Source organism: Hydrogenophaga crocea (genome assembly GCF_011388215.1).
GTDB lineage: Bacteria > Pseudomonadota > Gammaproteobacteria > Burkholderiales > Burkholderiaceae_C > Hydrogenophaga > Hydrogenophaga crocea.
The window spans coordinates 569,218-588,735 of the sequence record NZ_CP049989.1 but is presented as its reverse complement, the minus strand read 5'-3'; the positions used below and the strand labels follow the sequence as shown (position 1 = coordinate 588,735).

Here is a 19,518-nt window from a genome sequence, read left to right as displayed (position 1 = left end):
CCGCGCACGCGCCGCGGCCTCAACCGCCGCAGGTCTGCTGGAAGTCGGCCGGGAAGCCCTTGATGACGATCTCCCCAGGCAAGGAGATGCTGCCCGCCCTGTAGTTGGGCGTTGCCGCCTGGTCGATCTGCAGGGTGAACGGGGTGCCCGGATCACCGCCGTTGTAGCCGCCCGGATAGGCACCCTGGACGTTCGCGACGTCGTAGGAGCCGGCGAACGTCAGCGAACCGGGCGGGGCATTGCGCACCGCATAAACCACGGCGCCGTCGCTCAGCGAACGCAGTTCCGCCGACGAGATCACGGCAGCGCCGGGTATGCCGGCCCGGATGCCCTGGTTGAGCAGCGGGAAGTACACCGGCGCGGTGATCCAGATGCACATGGGCTGCTGCAGCGTGACCGGGCCCGCACTGGTGTAGGCCAGGTGCGGATCGGCCTGGAGCACCGTGATGGTGGTGGTGGCGCTGGTGCTGCCCTGCGACACGGTCAGTTGCGTGGCGCCCGCGTTGAGGAAGCCGATCTGCAGGCGGTTGTTGCCGATCTGCGCCTGCGCAATCGCGCCCAGGGGATTGGATTGGCTGTCGGCAAACGACAGTTGCACGGGGCTCGCGGGGTCGAAGCCGGTGGGCAGGTTGAAGGACAGCGGCGCATCACCGTAGGTGCGTGTGATCTGCGCGGGCAAGGTCAATGCAACGGGCGTGCCCGCCGCGACGAACACGGGGATGTTGAGCACGCCCGCGGCGTAGTTGCCTGTCGCCTGCTGCGTCACCGTGAGCGTGGTGGGCACATTGGCCACGGTGGGGACGATGTAGGTGCGGCCGTTGTCGGTCTCGAGCCGCGCACCGCCGCTGATGGCATAGGTGTAGGTGGCGGAACCGGGGCGGCTGGACACGGGCGGGTACACCTCGAGCCGGGCTGTGTCCATGCTCAGGCTGTAGCTCGCGGGGCCGGTAAGCACCGTGGCCTTGGGGTTCACGGTCACGGTGGTCTGCACGGGATGGCCGCTGATCCAGCCCTTGAGCGTGTACTGGCCGGCGCCCACGACCACCAGCGCCGGTGCGCCGGGGCCGCTGCCATCGTAATCGGCCACCGCGCTGTTCACGGAGCCCAGATCGACCACGATCTGGCTGGGGATCTGCCGCGAGGCCAGCGGCGCGTCTTCGCCCCAGTTGAACACGTAGGGCGCCCACACGAAGTCCGACGGCACGCTCGACGTCCACGACAGGATGAGGTCGTTCAAGGGCACGAAATCGAGATCGAAGTTGGGTGCCGTGAAGCCGGGCGCCCCCCAGGGGTCCCGGGGATACAGGCGCGCGAGATAGGTCTGATCGATGGACGCCGGGTTCGAGAACTTGAGCTGGTACACGTCCACGCCATCGGTCTGTCTCGTGACGCCGAGCACCTGGTAGTAGAAGCTGGTGTCCTGCAGGGGGTCGGACGAGCGCAGCGCGAAGTTCCAGCTCTGCGGCGCATTGGTGCGCACCTTGAGTTCGTAGGTCTGGTCGTTGAACACCTTGGCCGGCAAGGCCTGCACCACCTCCAGCCACGGTTGGCCACTGCCGATGGTCAGCGTGGCCGTGGCCTGCGCCGCAGCGGAATTGGCGCTCTCGGCCTGCGTCGCCTTGATCTGCACCGAGGTGTTGCCCGACGCGATCCAGACCGTCTGGCCGCGATCGCCCATCAGGCGCACCGCGGTGGTTGTGCCCCCCGTCACTTCGTAGCGGATGGGCGTGGCGGTGTTGGTGGACGTTGCGGCCAGATCGAAGGGCTTGTCGTGAACCGTCTTGGCCGGGATCGCGAACGTGATGACCGGGGTGGCCTTGACCACGCGCAAGGTGCCACGCGCCATCTCCACGCCGTTCTGGTAGGCGGTGAAGCCGGTGCTGCCCACGCTCTTGGTGATCACGGTGAATCCGTTGAGATCGGCCACCGGGTTGCCGGCGGTCAGCGCGTAGCCCGCGATGGCGCCGCTGACCCCGCTGACGTTGGTCGGCAACACGAAATCGGGGGTGCCGAACGGCACGTCGAGGGTGCCCATGTCGACCACTGGCGGCAGCACGGTGAGCGTGCGGGTGATGTCGCCGCCCGCGTAGTTGCCGCTGGCCGCCTGGTGCGCGGTGACCGTGGTCACACCCGCGCTGACGCCCGTCAGGGTGTTGCCCGCCACCGAGGCGAACGCACCGGCCACGCTGTAGGTGAAGGCGCCGCTCGGGTTGGGCGACAAGGGCGGGCTCAGGCTCAGCGTCTGGCCGACGCGCACCACCTGATCGCTCCAGGTCAGCGCCGCCGGCGCGCCCTGGATCACGAATGGCGTGGGCCCCGTGCTGCCGGCGTCGAACACGCGCGTGGCCGCCTGCTCGGCCACCAGGCTCGCGGTGCCGGCCTTGAGCACGGTCACCGTGGTGACGTTGCTGGTGTCGGTCGCGACGGTGGCGATGTCGGGCGTGAGGCTGCGGTAGGTGACGCGGGCGTCGCTGTTGGACTGGGCCGGCGGCAGCTGGCCCGGCGCGGTGCCGATGACATAACTGCCCGCAGCGCCGAAGACCTTGGTCGGCAGCACCCAGGGCTGGAACACGACCGGTGTGCCGGTCAGGCGCACGGTGTATTCGGTGGTGACCTGGGGGAACGGTGCCACGGCCTGCTGCGTGGCGCGGATGCGCGTTTCACCCACGCTCACCGGCGTGACCGTTCCGGTCCGCGGATCGACGGTGGCCACGCCCGTGCGCGTGCTGGTGTAGGTGATGGCACCCGTGCTGTACGAAGCGACCGCGACCTGCGTGAAAGGGCCCGCGTCGGCGCGGCGTTCGATGAGCGCCTGATCGAACTTCAGCAGCGGGGTCACCGTGATGGCCAGGCCGCCGATCGTGACCGCCCAGGCCATGGGCGACAGGCAGACCAGCAGCCCGAGAGCGCGGCGGAGCAACCAGGGCAGGCGGCGCGATGCGGCCACCCAGGCATGGACACGAAGCGCAGACACGCGCGGCTCGGCGATCAAGCGGTTCATTGGCCCACCACGTTGAAGGTCACGACGGAGACCTGGCTGGCCTGCACCACCACCGCCTCGACGGTTTGCGACACCCCGGCCCCCGGGTTGGGAAAGGCGCGCACCTCGATGCGGACACGGCCATCGGGCATCACGCTCACCAGCCGTTCGCCGTTGAGGCCCGTGGCATTCGGCCCCACGGGTGCGCCATTGACGGACAAGGCAAACACGGCGAGCGCTGGCCCGCCCGGCAGCTGGATGAGCAGCGCGTCGGGGGTGGCGCTGACCTGCCCGCCATTGAGGGCGGACTTGTTGATGGTGGCGAGCGTATAGGGCCTCGCGGTCGGGTCCACACGCGCAAGCACCGTGGTGGGCAACTGCACGGGCCGGCGGAACACCTCGTCGAGGCGGTCGACGCCCCGGGCGGGCATGGTGGCAGCACCGCCGCAGGCCCTGGCCACACGGCCCCCGAGCGACAGGTTGACGCCGAACGTGAGCTGCGTTTGGTCGGGGGTGCTGTCGCGGCCGATCTGGCGGCCCAGCCCCACGGACCAGGGGCCACGGGCCAGCGCCACGCGGTAGCGCTCGCCGGCCACGCCGGTGCTCACGCCGGCGTCGAGCCGCCAGCACCCGCCCAGGCGTTGCTGCAGGTCGGCGCTGGCGCTCGTGCGGGCGTCGCGAAAGCCGGTGCCGTCCTGGTAGGGGTAACGCACCGTCTCGCGGCCGATGCCGAGCTTGAGCCGCGTGTCGGCCGTGGCCTGCAGGCCCACCGACAGGCCCATACCGCTCAGCCGACCCGGTGCGATGCGGCGCGGATCGACCATGAAGACGAGTTCGGTGGCGGTCTCCTGGAGCATCACCTTCTCGTTGTTGCCGGGAGCATGGGCCTGGGCGCCATACAGCTGGACGCCGGCGTCGGTGAGCACGCCACCGCCCTCGAATTCGCGCTGCAGGTTCACGCGCCAGCTGCCCTGGTCGACGGTGGCCTTGTCGGGGCCGGAATAGAAGGGGTAGGTGTCGGTGCGGCGCAGGTAGCCAGCCGACACGCCCAGGTACCAGGGCTTGGCGAGGCTGTACAGACCGTTGACCACCACATCGACCTGTTCCGGGCCGACGGCGGCGTTGAGGCCCCAGGCCCAGCGGTCGTCGAGGATGCGCGCGTAGTCGAAGCCCAGCCCGCCGCCGATCGAGCTGCCGTAGCCCAGGCGCAGGTGCAGGCGCTCGTTCGATGCGTTGCGGCGGTAGCTGGCCTCGCTCGCGTTCAGGCTCAGATCGCCCAGTTGCACCCCGGGGGTGGGTGGGCGTGCCTCGGGGCCTTTGGGGCTGCGGTCGGGAAACGAGGGGCTGCCGTCACCGGACGGCAGCGCTTGTGCAGCGCCTGGCAAGGACTGGGGCAGCGTCGGCACCGCTTGCGCCCAGGCACTGCCCGACAGTGCCGCACCGCTGGCCACCAATGTCCAGCACAAGGAGGGGAAGGGTCGCATGAAGGATCGCTTTAGGGCTCTCGGCCAGCACGCGGGCGGGCGCGACAGCTGCACCCGCCCGGACCGGGCAAAGTGCGGCGATGCTCATGCGTTTGGGAAACAAAAGGAATAACGCAAAGGCAGCAAGCTTTGCGTGATTCAGGGACCAACGGCCATCGAACGGCCCCGGGCGATGTCCGCCCGGGGGAGCATCCCTCAGGGGATGAAGTTCAGCCCCTCGGGCAAGGGCCCCTGGATGGGCACCTCGAACAGCGGGCCGGGCCCGTCGGGATCGATCACCAGGGCGCCGTTGCTCGCGAAGAAGGCCGCGATCTGCGACTGCGCCGCCACGGCATAGGGCGCAGCGGCCGGGATCGCGATGTTGGTGAGGAAGGTGTGCGGGTTCTTGGGCACGCCAGGGTTGGCCGCGAAGGCCAGGTCGTTGCGGAACTGGGTCACGCGGTCCTGCAGGCCGCCGGCACGCACGATCGCGCTGGTCGTCGGGTTGGGCACGGTCACATCGCCCTTGGCGAATTGCAGGATGACGGGCTTGGCCGCATGGCCCTGCGGCGGGTTCTGGCGGATCAGCGCCGCGTACGACACCGGGTTGCCCGATTGCTGCACCCACTGGTTGCGGTCAAGCAGTTCGGCGATGGCCATCGCACCCGGCACATTGTTCACCAGCGGCGGCTGGTCGCGCAGCGGGATGTTCTCGTTGAAGTTCAGGGGCACCGGCAGCTGCGCGGTGGGCGGCAGGTTCAAGAGCACGGGCTGGCGCGTGGCCAGCGACAAGCCCGTGAGGATGCGAAAGCTCGGGCTCAGCCGCGCGATCTCGGTGATCGAGCCGCCGGGCACGTTGGGCACGCCCGCCTTGATGTTGCGCTCCACGCCCAGCAGCATGGTGCCGTAGATGCCACCGAAGGACTGGCCGGCGTAGTAGATGCGGTTGGGGTCGAGGTCGCGCGTGCCATCGCCGTCCACATCGATGCCGGCCTCGACCTGGCGCACGAGCTGCATCAGGTCGATCACCGTCTGGCGCAGGCCATCGCGGCTGCTCACGATGGTTTGCGGCGCCGCGGCGTTCACGCCCTCGGTCGAGTCGATGCTGCCGTTGCCGTCCTGGTCGATGCCGCGGCCGCCCGCGGGCACGACCACGGGCGCGCCGGCCGTGGGCAGCACGTTGAGCGTGCCGAGCGCGCCGCCGCCATGGCCCACCACGTTGATGGACAAGGTCGCGATGCCCTGCGACGCGAACACCGAGGCCACGGTCCAGGGCGCGCCGTACATGCTGTCGGTGAAGCCGTGGCCGAACAGCGCCACCGGCCAGCCCCCCGCGGGCTTGGGCGAGGAAGGCAGGAAGAGCTGGAACACCAGCGACTGGCTGCCCAGCGGCCGGGGCGTGCCCGTGAGGGTGTCGGTGGCCGGGATCACCTTGGCCGCGTTCTGGTACTCGGGCGATTCGTAGCGGCCGTACGCCACATGACCCACCGCCCCCGGCACCACCTGCAGCGCGGGCGTGGGCAGCAAGCCGGGCGTGAAGGCCGGCGCACTGCCGGTCTGGCGGTTGAACTGGATGCCCTGCAGGCCCGAGACCGGGAACACCGCGCGCACCGCACCGCCGTTGCCGATCATGAAGTTCACTGGCGCGGGCGTGCTGGACTTGATGCGCCGCTGGACCTTGAGCAGATCGCCCGTGGCCGTCTGGGTGGTGAACAGCGAGGCCGCCACCACGTTGCGCCCGCTGCCGCGCGCCATGGGCAGCGCGTCGCGCAGTTCGCGCGTGTGGCCCGCGCCACCGCCCAGGAAGTCGGCCGACTTGAGCTTCTTGCCCTGCGCGTCGCGCACGCCGTTCGTGACCACCAGCAGGTAGCGCGAGCGCTCCTGCAGCAGCTCGTCGGAGGTGAAAGCCAGCGTCTTGCTCGCGGGGTCCCACACCACCTGGTTGATGCCCACCTTGTCGCCGAAGCCGCGCAGGGTGAGCACGTCACCCAGGTTGACCAGGTAGATGCTGTCGCTGTTGACCGAGGCGGGATCGATATCGCCCGTGAACGGCACGGTGATGCGCGGCTGCGTCGAGAAACCGTCGAGCGTGTTGATCACGTCGATGTCGGCGCAGTCGCTGGGCCGCGTGGCGCAGTCGGGCTTGGGCAGGCTCACACGGCGCAGCGTGGCGTTGCCGAAGTCGGGCACGGTGTAGCGGTTGCTCGGGAATGGTGACGCCGTGGCGTCGTAACGCACGGCGACGCCGTCGGCCAAGGCCAGTGCTGGCAGCAGGGCCAGTGGCAACACCAGGGGGAACGCCCAACGCAGAGGGCGTTTGCAAGGCTCGCTCATCGCTTGTCTCCTGATCTGATGGGCCGCTAGCGCGGCGGCTGCCCGGGGCGCTTCATGCGCTCCTCGCTCTTCTCCGGTCGGCGGTTATAGGCCTGCCCGCAACGCCGCGCCAGAGGGCTTTCGCCCTGCCCGCCGGGACGCGCCCGGGGATTTGTCGCCTGCGCGACCTTGCTGCACTGCGCAAGCCTGCCAGCCGCTGGTTGCAAAAGGCCGGCCGCACTTTGCCGCGCGGCTGCACCGCGTTTACGCGCGCGACACACCCGCCGCCGAGCATGGGGCCTCGTCCAACGCTTCCGAAAGGAGACACCATGCATGCCCGCGACCTGCTCTCGATCGCCGTGGCGACCGCCACCTTCGCGATGGGCACCACCGCCTTCGCCGACGACGACCGCCGCGGCGGTCGCCGCCACCACGACGGCCCGCGCATCGAACACCGCCACGTGGAGCGCCACGTCGACCGGCGCGTGATCCACCACGGCCCGCCCCGCCACGTGGAGCGGCACATCCACCACCACGGCCCGCGCGTGGTGCACCGCGACGTGCGCGTCGTGCACACGGGCCCGCGCTGGTCGCGCGGCCACTACGTGCCGCCCGAGTACCGCCACAGCCGCTACGTCGTGCGGCACCACAACCCGCGGCTGTACACCCCGCCGCGCGGCCACCACTGGATCCAGGTCAACGGCGACTTCCTGCTCGTGGCCGCCGCCACCGGCCTCATCGCCCACGTGCTGCTGAACCAGTGACGCGCGGCCTGGGTACCATCGCGGCATGAAACGCCGCCACGTCCTCCCCGCCATGGCCGCGCTCGCGGCCATGGGCGTTCTGACCGCCTGCTCGCGCGAGCCCGAAGCGCCGCCGGCCCCGCCCATCGACCGCAGCCAGGCCTTGCAGGTGCTGGCCGCCGAAGGCAAGGGCTTTGCCGTGGGCGCCCTGATGGCCGCCAACACGGTCTACGTGCTGTTCGATCCCCAGTGCCCGCACTGCGCCCACCTGTGGGAGGCCTCGCAGCCCCTGCTCAAGCAGGCGCGCTTCGTGTGGCTGCCGGTGTCCATCCTCAACGCCAAGAGCCTGCCGCAGGGTGCGGCCATCCTCGGCGCCAGCGACCCGGCCGCGGCCATGGCCGCGCACGAGACCAGCCTGCTCGCGGGCCAGGGCGGCACCTCGGCCTCGGCCAGCGTGCCGGCCGAGGTCAAGGCCGCGATCGAGAACAACACCCGGCTGCTCACACGCCTGGGCGGCGAGGCCGTGCCCTTCATCGTCGCGCGCGATCCGCAGGGCGGCGCGCGCACGGCGGGCGGGGCCATGGCCACGCCGCAACTGGCCAGCTTCATCGGCTTGAGCGGCGGCTGAAGCCAAATCCGGCACAGCCAGGCGGTTCGCGCCAGCCGCTACCATCGCGCGATCGGCCGACTGGCACAACCTCCGAGGAGCACCGCATGGGCAAGGAACAGCGCAGCGAAAAGATGAGCAAGAAGCCCAAGAAAGACACGAGCGCCCCCAAGGGCCCGGTCAACTCCGACCGCCCCGTGGCGCCCATGACTTCGGTGATCCCGCGCGGCAAAGACAAGAACAAGTGATCGGGCACCGGCGGCGTACCCCCGGTGCACGGTCGGATGACCATGGACGCAACGGCCCGCACGGCGTACCGTGCAGCGCCTGTCCATCAGCCTGAGGAGCACCCCATGCGTTCCTGCGTTCTGCCTTCGGTGGCCCTGGCCACCACCCTACTGGCCGGTTGCGCCGGTCACGGCATGCACCACCACCATGGGCCCGGCACCATGCAGCAGACCATGGACCGGGCCTCGGCATCGGCCACGCCGCCGGCCACGGTCACGGCCAGCACGCCCACGCTGTCGTCGGGCTACCAGAAGGTGGCCGCGGCGCCGGGCACGCGCCTGTACTTCGTGAACCTGCGCGACGGCCAGACCGTGAGCAACCCCGTGAAGCTGGTGTTCGGCCTCTCGGGCATGGGCGTGGCGCCCGCGGGCGTGGAAAAGGCCGGCACCGGGCACCACCACCTGCTGATCGACGTGGCGGCCTGGGATGCCAACGCCCCCCTGCCGGTGAGCGACCAGGTGCGCCATTTCGGCATGGGCCAGACCGAAACCACGCTGCAGCTCGCCCCGGGCACGCACACCCTGCAACTGGTGCTGGGCGATCAGAACCACATCCCGCACCACCCGGTGGTGGCGAGCGAGCGCATCACCGTGACGGTGAAGTGATTCAGGCCGCGGCGCGCCCGAGCTCGCCGAGCTTGCGCTGCCAGCGCGCCACGCCTTCCGCGCCCAGGATGTCCACGCGGCCGATCAGGGTCTCGTGCACGGGCGCGAAGCCCACGAAACCCAGCACGTTGCGCTCGAGCGCCTTGACGCTGTGTGCGCGGAAGTACCAGCGGTACAGCAGCGCCGGCATGCCCATGGTCACCACCACGCGCGCCGAACGGCCGGCCAGCGGCTTTTGCGCGAACGGCGACATGCGGTCCCGCGGCACCGCAAAGCCCGGCCGTGCCACCTGCTCGAGAAAAGCCTTCACCAGCGCAGGCATGTCGCCCAGCCAGAGCGGAAAGAACAGCACCACGTGATGGGCCCACGCCAGGTCGTCCTGCACGGACCGAAGATCGGCCGGCACCTCGCCCCGGTTCCAGTCCTCGGCGCTGCGCAGCAGGGGGATGTCCAGCGTGGCCAGCCTCACGCGGCGCACCGCGTGACCGCCCGCCTCGGCGCCGGCCGCGTAGGCGTCGGCCAGCGCGCGGTTGAGGCGCTGGGGCGCGCCATCGGGATGGCCTTCGATGAGGAGCACACAGGTCGGGTCGGCCATGGACCCATCTTGCGCGCGCCGGCCGGCGCACAACTTGACGCCGATCAAGTCAACGGCGGCGTGGCCGTCCGCGCGGCCGCTCGTCGCCGAAGCGCTCGCGCTTCAAGCGCTGGCGCTCGGCATCGGCGGCCTGACCGGCCTTGAGCCAGGCCAGGTACTGCCCGGGCGTCTCCAGCGTGATGCGCCCCATGAGCGCGGCCCGGAAATCGGCGATCACGAGTTCCGCGGCCTTCTGCGCATCGACACGGCCGCCGCTCACCAGCGCACCGCGCTGGCGGCCGATGGCTTCGAGCAGGTCTTCGGCAGGCCGGTCCGCGAGCGCGGCGTCGCTGTCGCCCAGCGGGTAGCGCACGCGCAGCAGGCCCGGGTAGGCAAGCTTGAGGTTGTCGAGCAGCTCGAGCGCCACCTCCTGGTCGTCGTAGGCGTTGCGGCCCACGGCGCCACTGGCCGCGAGGTGGATGCCGCTTTGCGGCACCACGATGCGCGGCCACAGCACGCCCGGCGTATCGAACAGGTACACGTCGTCGGCCAGCGCCACGCGCTGCTCGGTGCGCGTCACGCCGGCCTCGTCGCCGGTCTTGGCCGAGCGCTTGCCCATGAGGGTGTTGATCAGTGTGCTCTTGCCCACGTTGGGCACGCCGCAGATCAGCACCCGCAGCGGCTTGGCCATGCCGCCACGGTTGGGCGCGAGTTCGCGGCAAGCGGCCACCAGCGCACGCGCGGGCGCGGGATTGCCCGCGTCGAGCGCGATCGCACGCGTGCCTGGCTGGGCGTTGTAATGCGCGAGCCAGGCCGCCGTGCGCTCGGGGTCGGCCAGGTCCTGCTTGTTGAGCACCTTGAGCGTGGCGCGCTTGCGCGTGAGCTCACCGAGCAGCGGATTGGCGCTGGAGCCGGGCAGGCGCGCGTCGAGCATCTCGATGACGACGTCGATGGTCTTCACGCGGTCGGCGATGGCCTGGCGCGTGAGGTGCATGTGACCGGGGAACCACTGGACGCTCATGGGAATGCGAGGAACGGGGCAAAAGGCAAAGGGGCGAGGGTCGCGCATTGTGCCCTGGGTAAGCCCGCAGGCGCCCGGCCCGGGGAGTCTGCCTAGAATGGCCGGCGCTCGCTTCCCCTTCGCACCGCTGCTGCACGAAAGGCACCCATGGCCATCACCGTCAAGATCGACCTCGGCTACGAATTCGCCGTCAAGGCCAAGGCCGCCGACGTGTTCAAGCTGCTGTCCGACGTGCCCGCGTCGGTGGCGCACTTTCCCAAGGTCGAAAAACTCACCGACCTGGGCGGCGGCGCTTACCAGTGGGAAATGGAGAAGGTCGGCACCGCGCAGGTGAACATCCAGACCGTGTACGCCAGCAAGTACACCAGCAAGTTCGACGCCGCCAAGGGCTCGGGCACCGTGAAGTGGACCCCGGTGAAGGGCGTGGGCAACGCCCTGGTGGGCGGCCACTGGAAGATCAGCGATCAGGGCAAGTCGACCGCGCTCGAACTCGCGATCGAGGGCACGGTGGACGTGCCGCTGCCCGGCCTGATGAAGATGGTGGTGGCCCCGGTGGTCGAGGCCGAGTTCGAGAAGCTGGTCGACAAGTACATCGCCAACCTGGTCAAGAAGTTCGGCGGCGAGGCCTGAGCCCCGGGCGCCCCGTGGGCCTCACACGGTGAGCGCGCCCAGCACCGGCGCCGCGGCGCGCGCACGGCCCAGGCGGTCGGCCGACACGTATTCCTGGCGGTAGATCTCGAACGGCAGGCTGTCGTTGGCCTCGATGCCGCGCTGGTCTTCGATCGAGCGTTCGGCCATGGCCACGAAGCGCGCCTGTTGCGCCTCGCTCCAGGGCAGGGCCAGCAGCTGCTCGTGCGTGCGCTGCGATTGCGCGCGCACGAAGCCGATGAAGGAATCGCCGTGATCGCTCGCCATGGCCTTGAGCACCCGCGCCGAGGGCAGCAGGTCGGGCTGGCGCAGCGAGCTGCGCGCGTGCGCCACGGCGAGCGCATGGGCGTCGGTGCCGCCCAGGTCGTCGAGCGCGTCGGCGATGGGCTGCAGCTGTTCGATGATCTCCAGGCCCCAGTCGGTGAGCTTCACGGGCGCGCCGCGGCGCAGCAGTTCCAGCCCGGGCTCGCGGCCGCGCGCGGCGGTCAGGTGCTGGTTCTGCGCGAGCTCGCGGATCTCGCCCGGCGTGTCGGGCGGGCTGTCGGCGAGCAGACAGTGCAGCAGGAAGACGTCGAGGAAGCGCAGCGTCATCGGGTCGATGCCGATGGGCTCGAAGGGGTTGAGGTCCATCAGCCGGACCTCGATGTACTCGACCCCGCGCTCGCGCAGCGCGTGCAGCGGGCGCTCGCCCGGGAAGATGACGCGCTTGGGGCGGATGGTGCCGTAGAACTCGTTCTCGATCTGCAGCAGCGTGGTGGCGAGCTGGTTGTAGTCGCCACCGGGGTTGCGGATGCCCACGGTTTCGTAGGCCGGCCAGGGCCGCGTGAGCGCGTCGTGCAGCGAGGCCGCATACCCTTCGAGGCCGTTGTAGCTCACGGCCAGCGTGCCCTGGGCTTCGCTCTGGTAACCGAGCCGGCCCATGCGCAGCGAGGTGCCGTGCGGCATGTACAGCGTGCCGCTCGCGCCGAGCTTCTGCAGCTCGTGGGGGCGGCCTTCCACGAAGCTCGAACACACGGCCGGCGAAGCGCCGAACAGCGTGAGCAGCAGGAAGGCGTGGCGGCGGAAGTTGCGGATCAGCGCGAAGTAGCCGTCGTTGTCCACGCCGGGCAGCGACCAGTTGTAGTGGATGCCCGAGATGGTCTGCATGCGCCGGCCATAGCGGTGGCCCAGCCCCATGCGGTAGACGCTCTTGGCGCGGCCCACGTTGGACGTGCCGTAGCGGCCGATGGGAATGGTCTCGTCGGGCGGCAGACCGCAGGGCATGCTCGACACCCACAGGCGCTCGTCGCCCTGGGCCTTGAGCGTGCGCAGCACGAACTGGTGCACCTCGGTGAGTTCGGCCAGCATGCTTTCCACGCTGGCGTGCACGCCGGTGATGAGCTCCAGCTGCGACTCGCTGTAGTCGGTGGTGATGTGGGGGTGGGTGAGCGCACTGCCCAGCGCCACGGGATGCGGCGTGAGCGCCAGCTTGCCGTCAGGCTGCGAACGCAGGCTTTCCTTCTCGAGCCCGCGGCGCATGCCGCGCAGGCGCTCGGGGCCGAGGGCGGCCAGCCGTTGTGGCAGGGAAGACATAGGGGCGAAGGGTCTGGCGGAACGGGGGCCGGAAGTTAACACGGTTGCGCGCTTCGTGCTTCGGCCGCTTCCGGGCGGCCCCAGCGCTGCTGGGCCTGCTCGATCCAGGCCGCGATCGCCTCGGGATCGTGGTGTAGGCGCAGCTCGTCGAAGGCCTGTTGCGCCGCCGCATGGCGGTGCCGCAGGTAGTTGAGCCACTGCTTGAGCCGGCCCGCGCGGTGGCGCCGCTCCACGCGCGCGCTCACGCGGGCCCAGAAGAGCGGCAGCAGCGGCACGATGCGCGACCACGGCACCGGCTCGCCGCCCTGGATGGCGTGCGCGAGGCCGGGGTCGGTGATCTGGCCGCGGCCGATCATGAGGTGCTCGCAGCCCGTGAGCGCGCGGCAGCGCGCGGCGTCCTCGGCGGTCCAGATCTCGCCATTGGCGATCAGCACCGGGCGCTTGGCGGGCAGCGCCTGCGCCACCTGCGCGATGCGCGCCCAGTGCGCGGGCGGCTTGTAGCCCTGGGCCTTGGTGCGCGCGTGGATCACGAGCTCGTCGGCGCCGGCTTCGGTGATGGCGAGCGCGTTGTCTTCGGCGCGCGCGTCGTCCAGGTAGCCCAGGCGCATCTTGGCCGACACCGGCACCTGCGCCGGCACCGCGCGCCGCACCGCGGCCACGATGCGGCCCACGAGCTCGGGCTCGTCGAGCAGCACCGCGCCGCCGCGGCTGTTGTTCACGGTCTTGGCCGGACAGCCGAAGTTCAGGTCGATGCCCGGCGGGTTCAGCGTGGCCAGGCGCGCGGCGTTCTCGGCCAGCAGCTGCGGGTCGGAGCCCAGCAGCTGGGGCCGCACCGGCACGCCGGCCGCGGTGCGCCCGCCGTTGAGCAGCTCGGGCACCACGCGGATGAAGGCGCGCTCGGGCAGCAGGGTGTTGGTGATGCGGATGAACTCGCTCGTGCAGCGGTCGACCCCGCCCAGGCGCGTGAGCACATCGCGCAGGGTGGCGTCGAGCAGTCCTTCCATGGGGGCGAGCAGCAGCATGGGGGGATATTGTCCTCGGGGGACAATGCCCCCCATGACCGGCCTGCCCACGCCCACCGCCCTCGCCCTGCCCGGCGACGCGCTGACGCTTGTTCACGAGGACGCGGCCTTCGTGGTGCTCGACAAACCCGCGGGCCTGCTCGCCGTGCCCGGCCGCGGCCCCGACAAGCAGGACTGCCTGAGCGCGCGCGCCCAGGCGCGCTGGCCCGACGCGCTGGTGGTGCACCGGCTCGACATGGCGACCTCGGGCCTGGTGATCCTGGCGCGCGGCCTGGCCATGCAGCGCGCGCTGTCCATGCACTTCGAGAAGCGGCGCGTGCACAAGCGCTACACCGCGGTGGTGGCCGGCGAGCTGCGCAACCCCGACCCGGCCAACGGCTGGCAGACCATCGAGCTGCCGCTCATGATCGACTGGCTCAACCGGCCGCGCAGCATCGTGCACGCCGAGCACGGCAAGCCCAGCCTCACGCGCTGGCGGCTCGCCAGCCCCCAGCACGGCCCCGGCACGCGGCTCGAGCTCGAACCCGTCACCGGCCGCACCCACCAGCTGCGCGTGCACCTGCAGGCCCTCGGCCACCCCATTGTGGGCGACCCGCTGTACGCCAGCGAGGCCCAGCGCGCGCTCGCCGACCGCCTGCTGCTGCACGCGGGCTGGCTCGCGCTGCCCCACCCCGTGAGCGGCGCGCCGCTCGAATTCCACAGCCCCTGCCCTTTCTGAAGCCCCCACCATGACCACCCCCCACCACCTCACCGTGCTCACCGGCGCCTCGCGCGGCATGGGCCTGGCCATGGCGCGCCAGCTGCTCTCGCCCAACCGGCTGCTGCTGTGCCTGTCGCGCCAGATCAGCGCCGAGCTGCAGGCCCAGGCCGACGCGGCCGGCGCACCGCTGGTGCAGTGGTCGCAAGACCTGGCCGACACCGCGGGCGCGCGCGAGCGCCTGGCCAACTGGCTCGCCAGCCTGCGGCCCGCCGAAATCGCCAGCGCCACGCTGATCAACAACGCGGGCGTGATCCCGCGCATCGGCCCGATCGACGAATGCCCGCCCGAGCAGCTCGCCAACGCGCTGCGCGTGGGCCTGGAAGCGCCCATGCAGCTCACCGCGGCCTTTCTCGCGGCCACGCGCGCCTGGGCCGAGGCGGGCTGGCCCGGCCCGCGCAAGGTGCTCAACATCTCCTCGGGCCTGGGCCGCAACGCCATGGCCGCACAGGGGCCCTATTGCGCGGCCAAGGCCGGGCTCGACCACTTCACGCGCTGCGCCGCGCTCGACGAAGCGCAGCACCCGCGCGGCGCGCGCCTGGTCTCGCTCGCGCCCGGCGTGATCGACACCGACATGCAGCAGCAGCTGCGCGCGGGCGACCCGCAAGGCTTCCCCGACCGACAGCGCTTCGTCGATCTGCGCGAGAAAGGCCTGCTGAGCACGCCCGAGGGCGCGGCGCAGCGCGTGCTGGCCTGGCTCGACCGCGCCGACTTCGGCCAGCAACCCGTTGCCGACGTGCGCGACGCCTGAACCCGCGACCTCTGAGGAGCCCATGCTGCAACGACGCCAATTCCTGTCCGCTGCCACCCTGCTCGCTTCGGGCAGCGCCTTCGCGCAGGACCGCGACTTCTGGTCCCTGCTGCGCGAGGGCGCCAACGTGGTGCTCATGCGCCACGCGCGCACCGAGCCCGGCGTGGGCGATCCGCCCGGGTTCCGCCTGGGCGAATGCGGCACGCAGCGCAACCTCAGCGCCGAAGGCCGCGAGCAGGCGCGACGCGTGGGCGAGGCCTTCCGGCGCGAAGGCATCCGCCTCGACGAGGTGCGCAGCAGCGCCTGGTGCCGCTGCATCGACACCGCACAGCTCGCCTTCGGCCGCCACACGGTGTGGGCGCCGGTCAATTCCTTTTTCGACGGTGCGGGCGAGCGCGACGCGCAGACGCGCGCGGTGCTCGCGGCCTTGCGTGGCCTGCGCGCGCCCGCCAACTGGATGCTCGTGACCCACCAGGTCAACATCACCGCGCTCACGGGCGAGAACCCCGCCATGGGCGAGGTCTTCGTGGCGCGGCCCGAGGCCGATGGCCAGCGCCTGCGCGTGCTTGCGCGACAGGCCTTCTGATCCGCGCGGCTTAGGATGCCGCGTTCCCCTTCCCCGATCGATTCCCTGGAGAAAACCGACATGTCCACAGACGTCTTCGTCGTCAGCGCCGTGCGCACCGCCATCGGCACCTTCGGCGGCAGCCTCAAAGACAGCCCGCCCACCGCGCTCGGCGCGCTCGTGGTGCGCGAATCGCTCGCGCGCGCCCAGGTGAGCGGCGACGACGTGGGCCACGTGGTGTTCGGCCACGTGGTCAACACCGAGCCGCGCGACATGTACCTCTCGCGCGTGGCCGCGCTCGACGGCGGCTGCGCACAAGGCACGCCGGCCTTCAACGTGAACCGCCTGTGCGGCTCGGGCCTGCAGGCCATCGTGTCGGCGGCGCAGAGCATTCTGCTGGGCGACGCGAAGATCGCCATCGGCGCCGGCGCCGAGAGCATGAGCCGCGCGCCCTATGCCAGCCTGAACACGCGCTGGGGCGCGCGCATGGGCGACACCCAGCTCGTGGACATGATGGTCGGCGCGCTGCACGACCCCTTCCACACCATCCACATGGGCGTCACGGCCGAGAACATCGCGGCCAAGTGGGGCATTGCCCGCGACGAGCAGGACAAGCTCGCGGTCGAGAGCCACAACCGCGCCCAGCGCGCCACCGAGGCCGGGTACTTCAAGGACCAGATCGTTCCCGTGAAGCTCAAGACCCGCAAGGGCGAGGTCGCCTTCGACACCGACGAGCACTTCCGCGCCAACGCCACGCTCGAAGACATGGCCAAGCTCAAGCCGGTGTTCGTGAAAGAGAACGGAACCGTCACCGCGGGCAATGCGTCGGGCCTGAACGACGCCGCCGCGGCCGTGGTGCTCATGAACGGCGCCGAGGTGAAGGCGCGCGGCCTCAAGCCGCTGGCGCGGCTGGTGGGTTACGCACACGCGGGCGTGGACCCGAAGTACATGGGCATCGGCCCGGTGCCGGCCACGCAGGCCGTGCTCAAGAAAACCGGGCTGGGCATCAAGGACATCGACGTGGTCGAGGCCAACGAGGCCTTCGCGGCCCAGGCCTGCGCGGTGATCCGCGACCTCGGCCTCGACCCCGCCAAGGTCAACCCCAACGGCTCGGGCATTTCGCTCGGCCACCCCATCGGCGCCACCGGCGCGCTGATCACCGTGAAGGCGGTGCACGAGCTGCAGCGCACCGGCGGGCGCTACGCGCTGGTCACCATGTGCATCGGCGGCGGCCAGGGCATTGCCGCGGTATTCGAGCGCGCGTGACGCGCACCCCCGCCGCGCTGCGCGCGACCCCCTCCAGGGGGCGGCGCCAGCGGCCCGGCAAAGCCGGTTCCGCGGCACCTCTCGACAGGAAATCAGGAGACAAGATGCTGTTCACCACCGCCATCGCCGGCAGCCTGCCCAAACCCGCCTGGCTCGCCGAAACGCAGAAACTCTGGCCGCAGTGGAAGGCCGAGGGCGCCGAGCTGCAGCAGGCCAAGGCCGACGCCACGCTGCTGTGGATCAAGGCGCAGGAAGACGCCGGCCTCGACGTGATCGGCGACGGCGAGCAGGCGCGCCAGCACTTCGTGCACGGCTTCGTGGAACACGTGGAAGGCATCGACTTCGTCAACAAGGTGAAGATGGGCATCCGCAACAACCGCTACGACGCCATGGTGCCGCAGGTGGTGGCGCCGCTGAAGCTCAAGGGCCGCGTGCACGCCTTCGAGGCGCAGCTCGCGCGCCAGCACACGAAGAAGCCGCTCAAGTTCACGCTGCCCGGCCCCATGACCATCGTCGACACCGTGGCCGACCGTTACTACGGCGACAAGGTGAAGATGGCCATGGCCTTCGCCGAACTGCTCAACCAGGAAGCCCTGGCCCTGCAGGCCGATGGCGTGGACATCATCCAGTTCGACGAACCCGCTTTCAACGTCTACATGGCCGAAGCGGCCGACTGGGGCGTGAAGGCGCTCGAGCGCGCCGCGCAGGGCCTGAGCTGCAAGACCGCCGTGCACATCTGCTACGGCTATGGCATTGAAGCCAACGTGAAGTGGAAAGAAACCCTGGGCGAAGAATGGCGCCAGTACGAGCAGGTGTTCCCCGCGCTCGCGAAGAGCCGCATCGACCAGGTGAGCCTGGAGTGCTTCCACTCGCACGTGCCGCCCGAGCTGATGGCGCTGCTGCAGGGCAAGGAGGTGATGGTGGGCGTGATCGACGTGGCCAGCGACACGGTGGAAACGCCCGAGCAGGTGGCCGAGACCATCGGCCAGGCGCTGCAATACGTGCCGCGCGACAAGCTCATCGCCTGCACCAACTGCGGCCTGGCGCCCATGAGCCGCGAGGTGGCCCTGGCCAAGCTCGACGCCCTGGCCAAGGGCGCGGCGCTGGCGCGCGAGCGCTACGGCCGATGAGCGCCCACGGCCTGCCCGTGGCCAGCCCGGCCGAACAGGGGCTGTGCCCCGAGCGCACGCAGCACATCGTGCGCTGGCTGCAGCACGAGGTGGACCGCGGCCGCCTGCCCGGCGCGCAGCTGCTGATCGCGCGGCGCGGCCGGGTGGTGCTCGACGCCTGCGTGGGCCGCCGCGACCCCGGGCGCGACGAGCCCCTGCGCCCCGATGCGATCTACCGCATCTACTCCATGACCAAGCCCATCGTCTCGGTGGCGGCCATGCGCCTGGTGGAACAGGGCCGCCTGCAGCTGAGCGACACCGTGGGCCAGTACATCCCCGGCTTCCTGCGCCAGCAGGTGGCCGTGCCCGGCCCGCACGGCGTGGCCCTGGTGGCCGCCACCCGCCCCAGCACCGTGCAGGACCTGCTGCGCCACACCGCCGGCCTTACCTACGAGTTCACCGGCAACGGGCATGTGAACGCGCTCTACGCCCAGGCCGGCCTGGGCCGGCGCGACCAGACCAACGCCGAACTCTGCGAACGCCTGGCCGCCCTGCCCCTGGCCCACCAGCCCGGCAGCGCCTGGGCCTACAGCCGCGCCACCGACGTGCTGGGCCGCGTGATCGAGGTGGTCACGGGCCAGGGCCTGGGCGAGCACCTGCGCGAAACCCTGCTGCACCCGCTGGGCATGCACGACACGGCCTTTCACGTGCCGCCCGATCGGCACCACCGCATCGCCGAAGCCTTCGGGCACGACCCCGACGGCGGCGTGCAGATGCCCATGCACGACCCGCGCGAAGTGCCCCGGCTCGAAATGGGCGGCGGTGGGCTCATGTCCACCGCGCACGACTACGCGCGCTTTCTGCAATGCCTGTTGAACGGCGGCGAACTCGGTGGCGTGCGCCTCGTGTCGCCGCACACCCTGGCGCTCATGACGGCCGACCACCTCGGCGCGAGCGTGCCCCACGCCGACAACCCGCTGCTGCCCCCGGGCCACGGCTTCGGCCTGGGCTTTGCGGTGCGCACCGCGGCGGGCGAGGCGGCGGTGCACGGTTCGGTGGGCACCTACCACTGGAGCGGCATCGGCGGCACGCACTTCTTCGTCGATCCGGCGCTCGACCTGTTCGCGGTCTTCATGGCGCAGGCGCCGAATCAGCGCGTGCACTACCGGGGGGCAATGCGCGGCCTGGTGTACGGGGCCGTGGTGGCCTGAAGCGGGCCGGCCTGCCACCAGCG

18 protein-coding genes are annotated in these 19,518 nt (G+C 70.9%); 11 read left to right on the top strand and 7 right to left on the bottom strand.

Going from position 1 to position 19,518, the window contains the following annotated elements:
* Positions 1-19: 19 nt before the first annotated feature.
* The 3 genes from G9Q37_RS02775 to G9Q37_RS02765 all read right to left on the bottom strand — a co-directional run bounded on the left by G9Q37_RS02775 (position 20) and on the right by G9Q37_RS02765 (position 6,777).
* Positions 20-3,001 carry an Ig-like domain-containing protein gene (locus G9Q37_RS02775; protein WP_166224240.1) on the bottom strand — a complete coding sequence of 994 codons (2,982 nt, stop codon included), beginning with the start codon at positions 2,999-3,001 and terminating at the stop codon, positions 20-22.
* On the bottom strand, positions 2,998-4,464 hold the full coding sequence (locus tag G9Q37_RS02770) for a hypothetical protein (protein WP_166224237.1): 1,467 nt from the start codon (positions 4,462-4,464) through the stop codon (positions 2,998-3,000). Before G9Q37_RS02770 ends, G9Q37_RS02775 begins: the two co-directional genes overlap by 4 nt.
* A gap of 195 nt (positions 4,465-4,659) precedes the next feature.
* Positions 4,660-6,777 carry an Ig-like domain-containing domain gene (locus G9Q37_RS02765; RefSeq protein WP_166224235.1) on the bottom strand — a complete coding sequence of 706 codons (2,118 nt, stop codon included), beginning with the start codon at positions 6,775-6,777 and terminating at the stop codon, positions 4,660-4,662.
* Between the two features lie 308 nt (positions 6,778-7,085).
* Here G9Q37_RS02765 and G9Q37_RS02760 point away from each other — a divergent pair, with 308 nt between their 5' ends.
* From G9Q37_RS02760 to G9Q37_RS02745, 4 genes are all read left to right on the top strand, one after another.
* Positions 7,086-7,520: an RcnB family protein gene (locus G9Q37_RS02760; RefSeq protein ID WP_240936489.1), complete on the top strand. Its 435-nt coding sequence runs from the start codon at positions 7,086-7,088 to the stop codon at positions 7,518-7,520.
* A 25-nt stretch (positions 7,521-7,545) separates the two neighbouring features.
* Positions 7,546-8,127 carry a DsbC family protein gene (locus G9Q37_RS02755; RefSeq protein ID WP_166224232.1) on the top strand — a complete coding sequence of 194 codons (582 nt, stop codon included), beginning with the start codon at positions 7,546-7,548 and terminating at the stop codon, positions 8,125-8,127.
* 86 nt (positions 8,128-8,213) lie between these two features.
* Positions 8,214-8,354, top strand: coding sequence for a hypothetical protein (locus G9Q37_RS02750; RefSeq protein WP_166224229.1), 141 nt, complete (start codon positions 8,214-8,216; stop codon positions 8,352-8,354).
* 105 nt (positions 8,355-8,459) lie between these two features.
* Complete coding sequence (locus tag G9Q37_RS02745) at positions 8,460-8,999, top strand: DUF4399 domain-containing protein (protein WP_205710713.1); 540 nt, start codon at positions 8,460-8,462, stop codon at positions 8,997-8,999.
* A 1-nt stretch (position 9,000) separates the two neighbouring features.
* On the opposite strand, the gene G9Q37_RS02740 is transcribed toward G9Q37_RS02745, so the two are convergent.
* Positions 9,001-9,594, bottom strand: coding sequence for an NAD(P)H-dependent oxidoreductase (locus G9Q37_RS02740; RefSeq protein WP_166224226.1), 594 nt, complete (start codon positions 9,592-9,594; stop codon positions 9,001-9,003).
* A 49-nt stretch (positions 9,595-9,643) separates the two neighbouring features.
* Positions 9,644-10,594: a ribosome biogenesis GTPase YlqF gene (gene ylqF / locus G9Q37_RS02735; protein WP_166224223.1), complete on the bottom strand. Its 951-nt coding sequence runs from the start codon at positions 10,592-10,594 to the stop codon at positions 9,644-9,646.
* Positions 10,595-10,741: 147 nt separating this feature from the next.
* Between ylqF and G9Q37_RS02730 the strand changes: the two genes are divergently transcribed.
* Entirely contained in the window at positions 10,742-11,224 is a 483-nt protein-coding gene (locus G9Q37_RS02730; protein WP_166224220.1) for an SRPBCC family protein, read from the top strand.
* Between the two features lie 21 nt (positions 11,225-11,245).
* On the opposite strand, the gene gshA is transcribed toward G9Q37_RS02730, so the two are convergent.
* Both gshA and G9Q37_RS02720 read right to left on the bottom strand, forming a co-directional pair.
* The gene (gene gshA / locus G9Q37_RS02725) at positions 11,246-12,814 is read right to left on the bottom strand and encodes a glutamate--cysteine ligase (protein ID WP_166224217.1); all 1,569 of its coding nucleotides are present in this window, start codon (positions 12,812-12,814) and stop codon (positions 11,246-11,248) included.
* Positions 12,815-12,849: 35 nt separating this feature from the next.
* Complete coding sequence (locus tag G9Q37_RS02720) at positions 12,850-13,836, bottom strand: tRNA dihydrouridine synthase (protein ID WP_166224214.1); 987 nt, start codon at positions 13,834-13,836, stop codon at positions 12,850-12,852.
* Positions 13,837-13,870: 34 nt separating this feature from the next.
* Here G9Q37_RS02720 and G9Q37_RS02715 point away from each other — a divergent pair, with 34 nt between their 5' ends.
* The 6 genes from G9Q37_RS02715 to G9Q37_RS02690 all read left to right on the top strand — a co-directional run bounded on the left by G9Q37_RS02715 (position 13,871) and on the right by G9Q37_RS02690 (position 19,495).
* Complete coding sequence (locus G9Q37_RS02715; protein WP_166224211.1) at positions 13,871-14,554, top strand: RluA family pseudouridine synthase; 684 nt, start codon at positions 13,871-13,873, stop codon at positions 14,552-14,554.
* Positions 14,555-14,564: 10 nt separating this feature from the next.
* Positions 14,565-15,344 (top strand): SDR family NAD(P)-dependent oxidoreductase, encoded by a 780-nt coding sequence (locus tag G9Q37_RS02710; RefSeq protein WP_166224208.1) that lies wholly within the window; start codon positions 14,565-14,567, stop codon positions 15,342-15,344.
* Positions 15,345-15,366: 22 nt separating this feature from the next.
* Entirely contained in the window at positions 15,367-15,930 is a 564-nt protein-coding gene (locus G9Q37_RS02705; RefSeq protein WP_166224205.1) for a histidine phosphatase family protein, read from the top strand.
* Positions 15,931-15,990: 60 nt separating this feature from the next.
* Complete coding sequence (gene bktB, locus G9Q37_RS02700) at positions 15,991-17,175, top strand: beta-ketothiolase BktB (RefSeq protein ID WP_166224202.1); 1,185 nt, start codon at positions 15,991-15,993, stop codon at positions 17,173-17,175.
* 107 nt (positions 17,176-17,282) lie between these two features.
* Positions 17,283-18,305 (top strand): methionine synthase, encoded by a 1,023-nt coding sequence (locus G9Q37_RS02695; RefSeq protein ID WP_166230879.1) that lies wholly within the window; start codon positions 17,283-17,285, stop codon positions 18,303-18,305.
* Positions 18,302-19,495 (top strand): serine hydrolase domain-containing protein, encoded by a 1,194-nt coding sequence (locus G9Q37_RS02690; RefSeq protein ID WP_166224199.1) that lies wholly within the window; start codon positions 18,302-18,304, stop codon positions 19,493-19,495. Before G9Q37_RS02695 ends, G9Q37_RS02690 begins: the two co-directional genes overlap by 4 nt.
* Positions 19,496-19,518 lie beyond the last annotated feature (23 nt).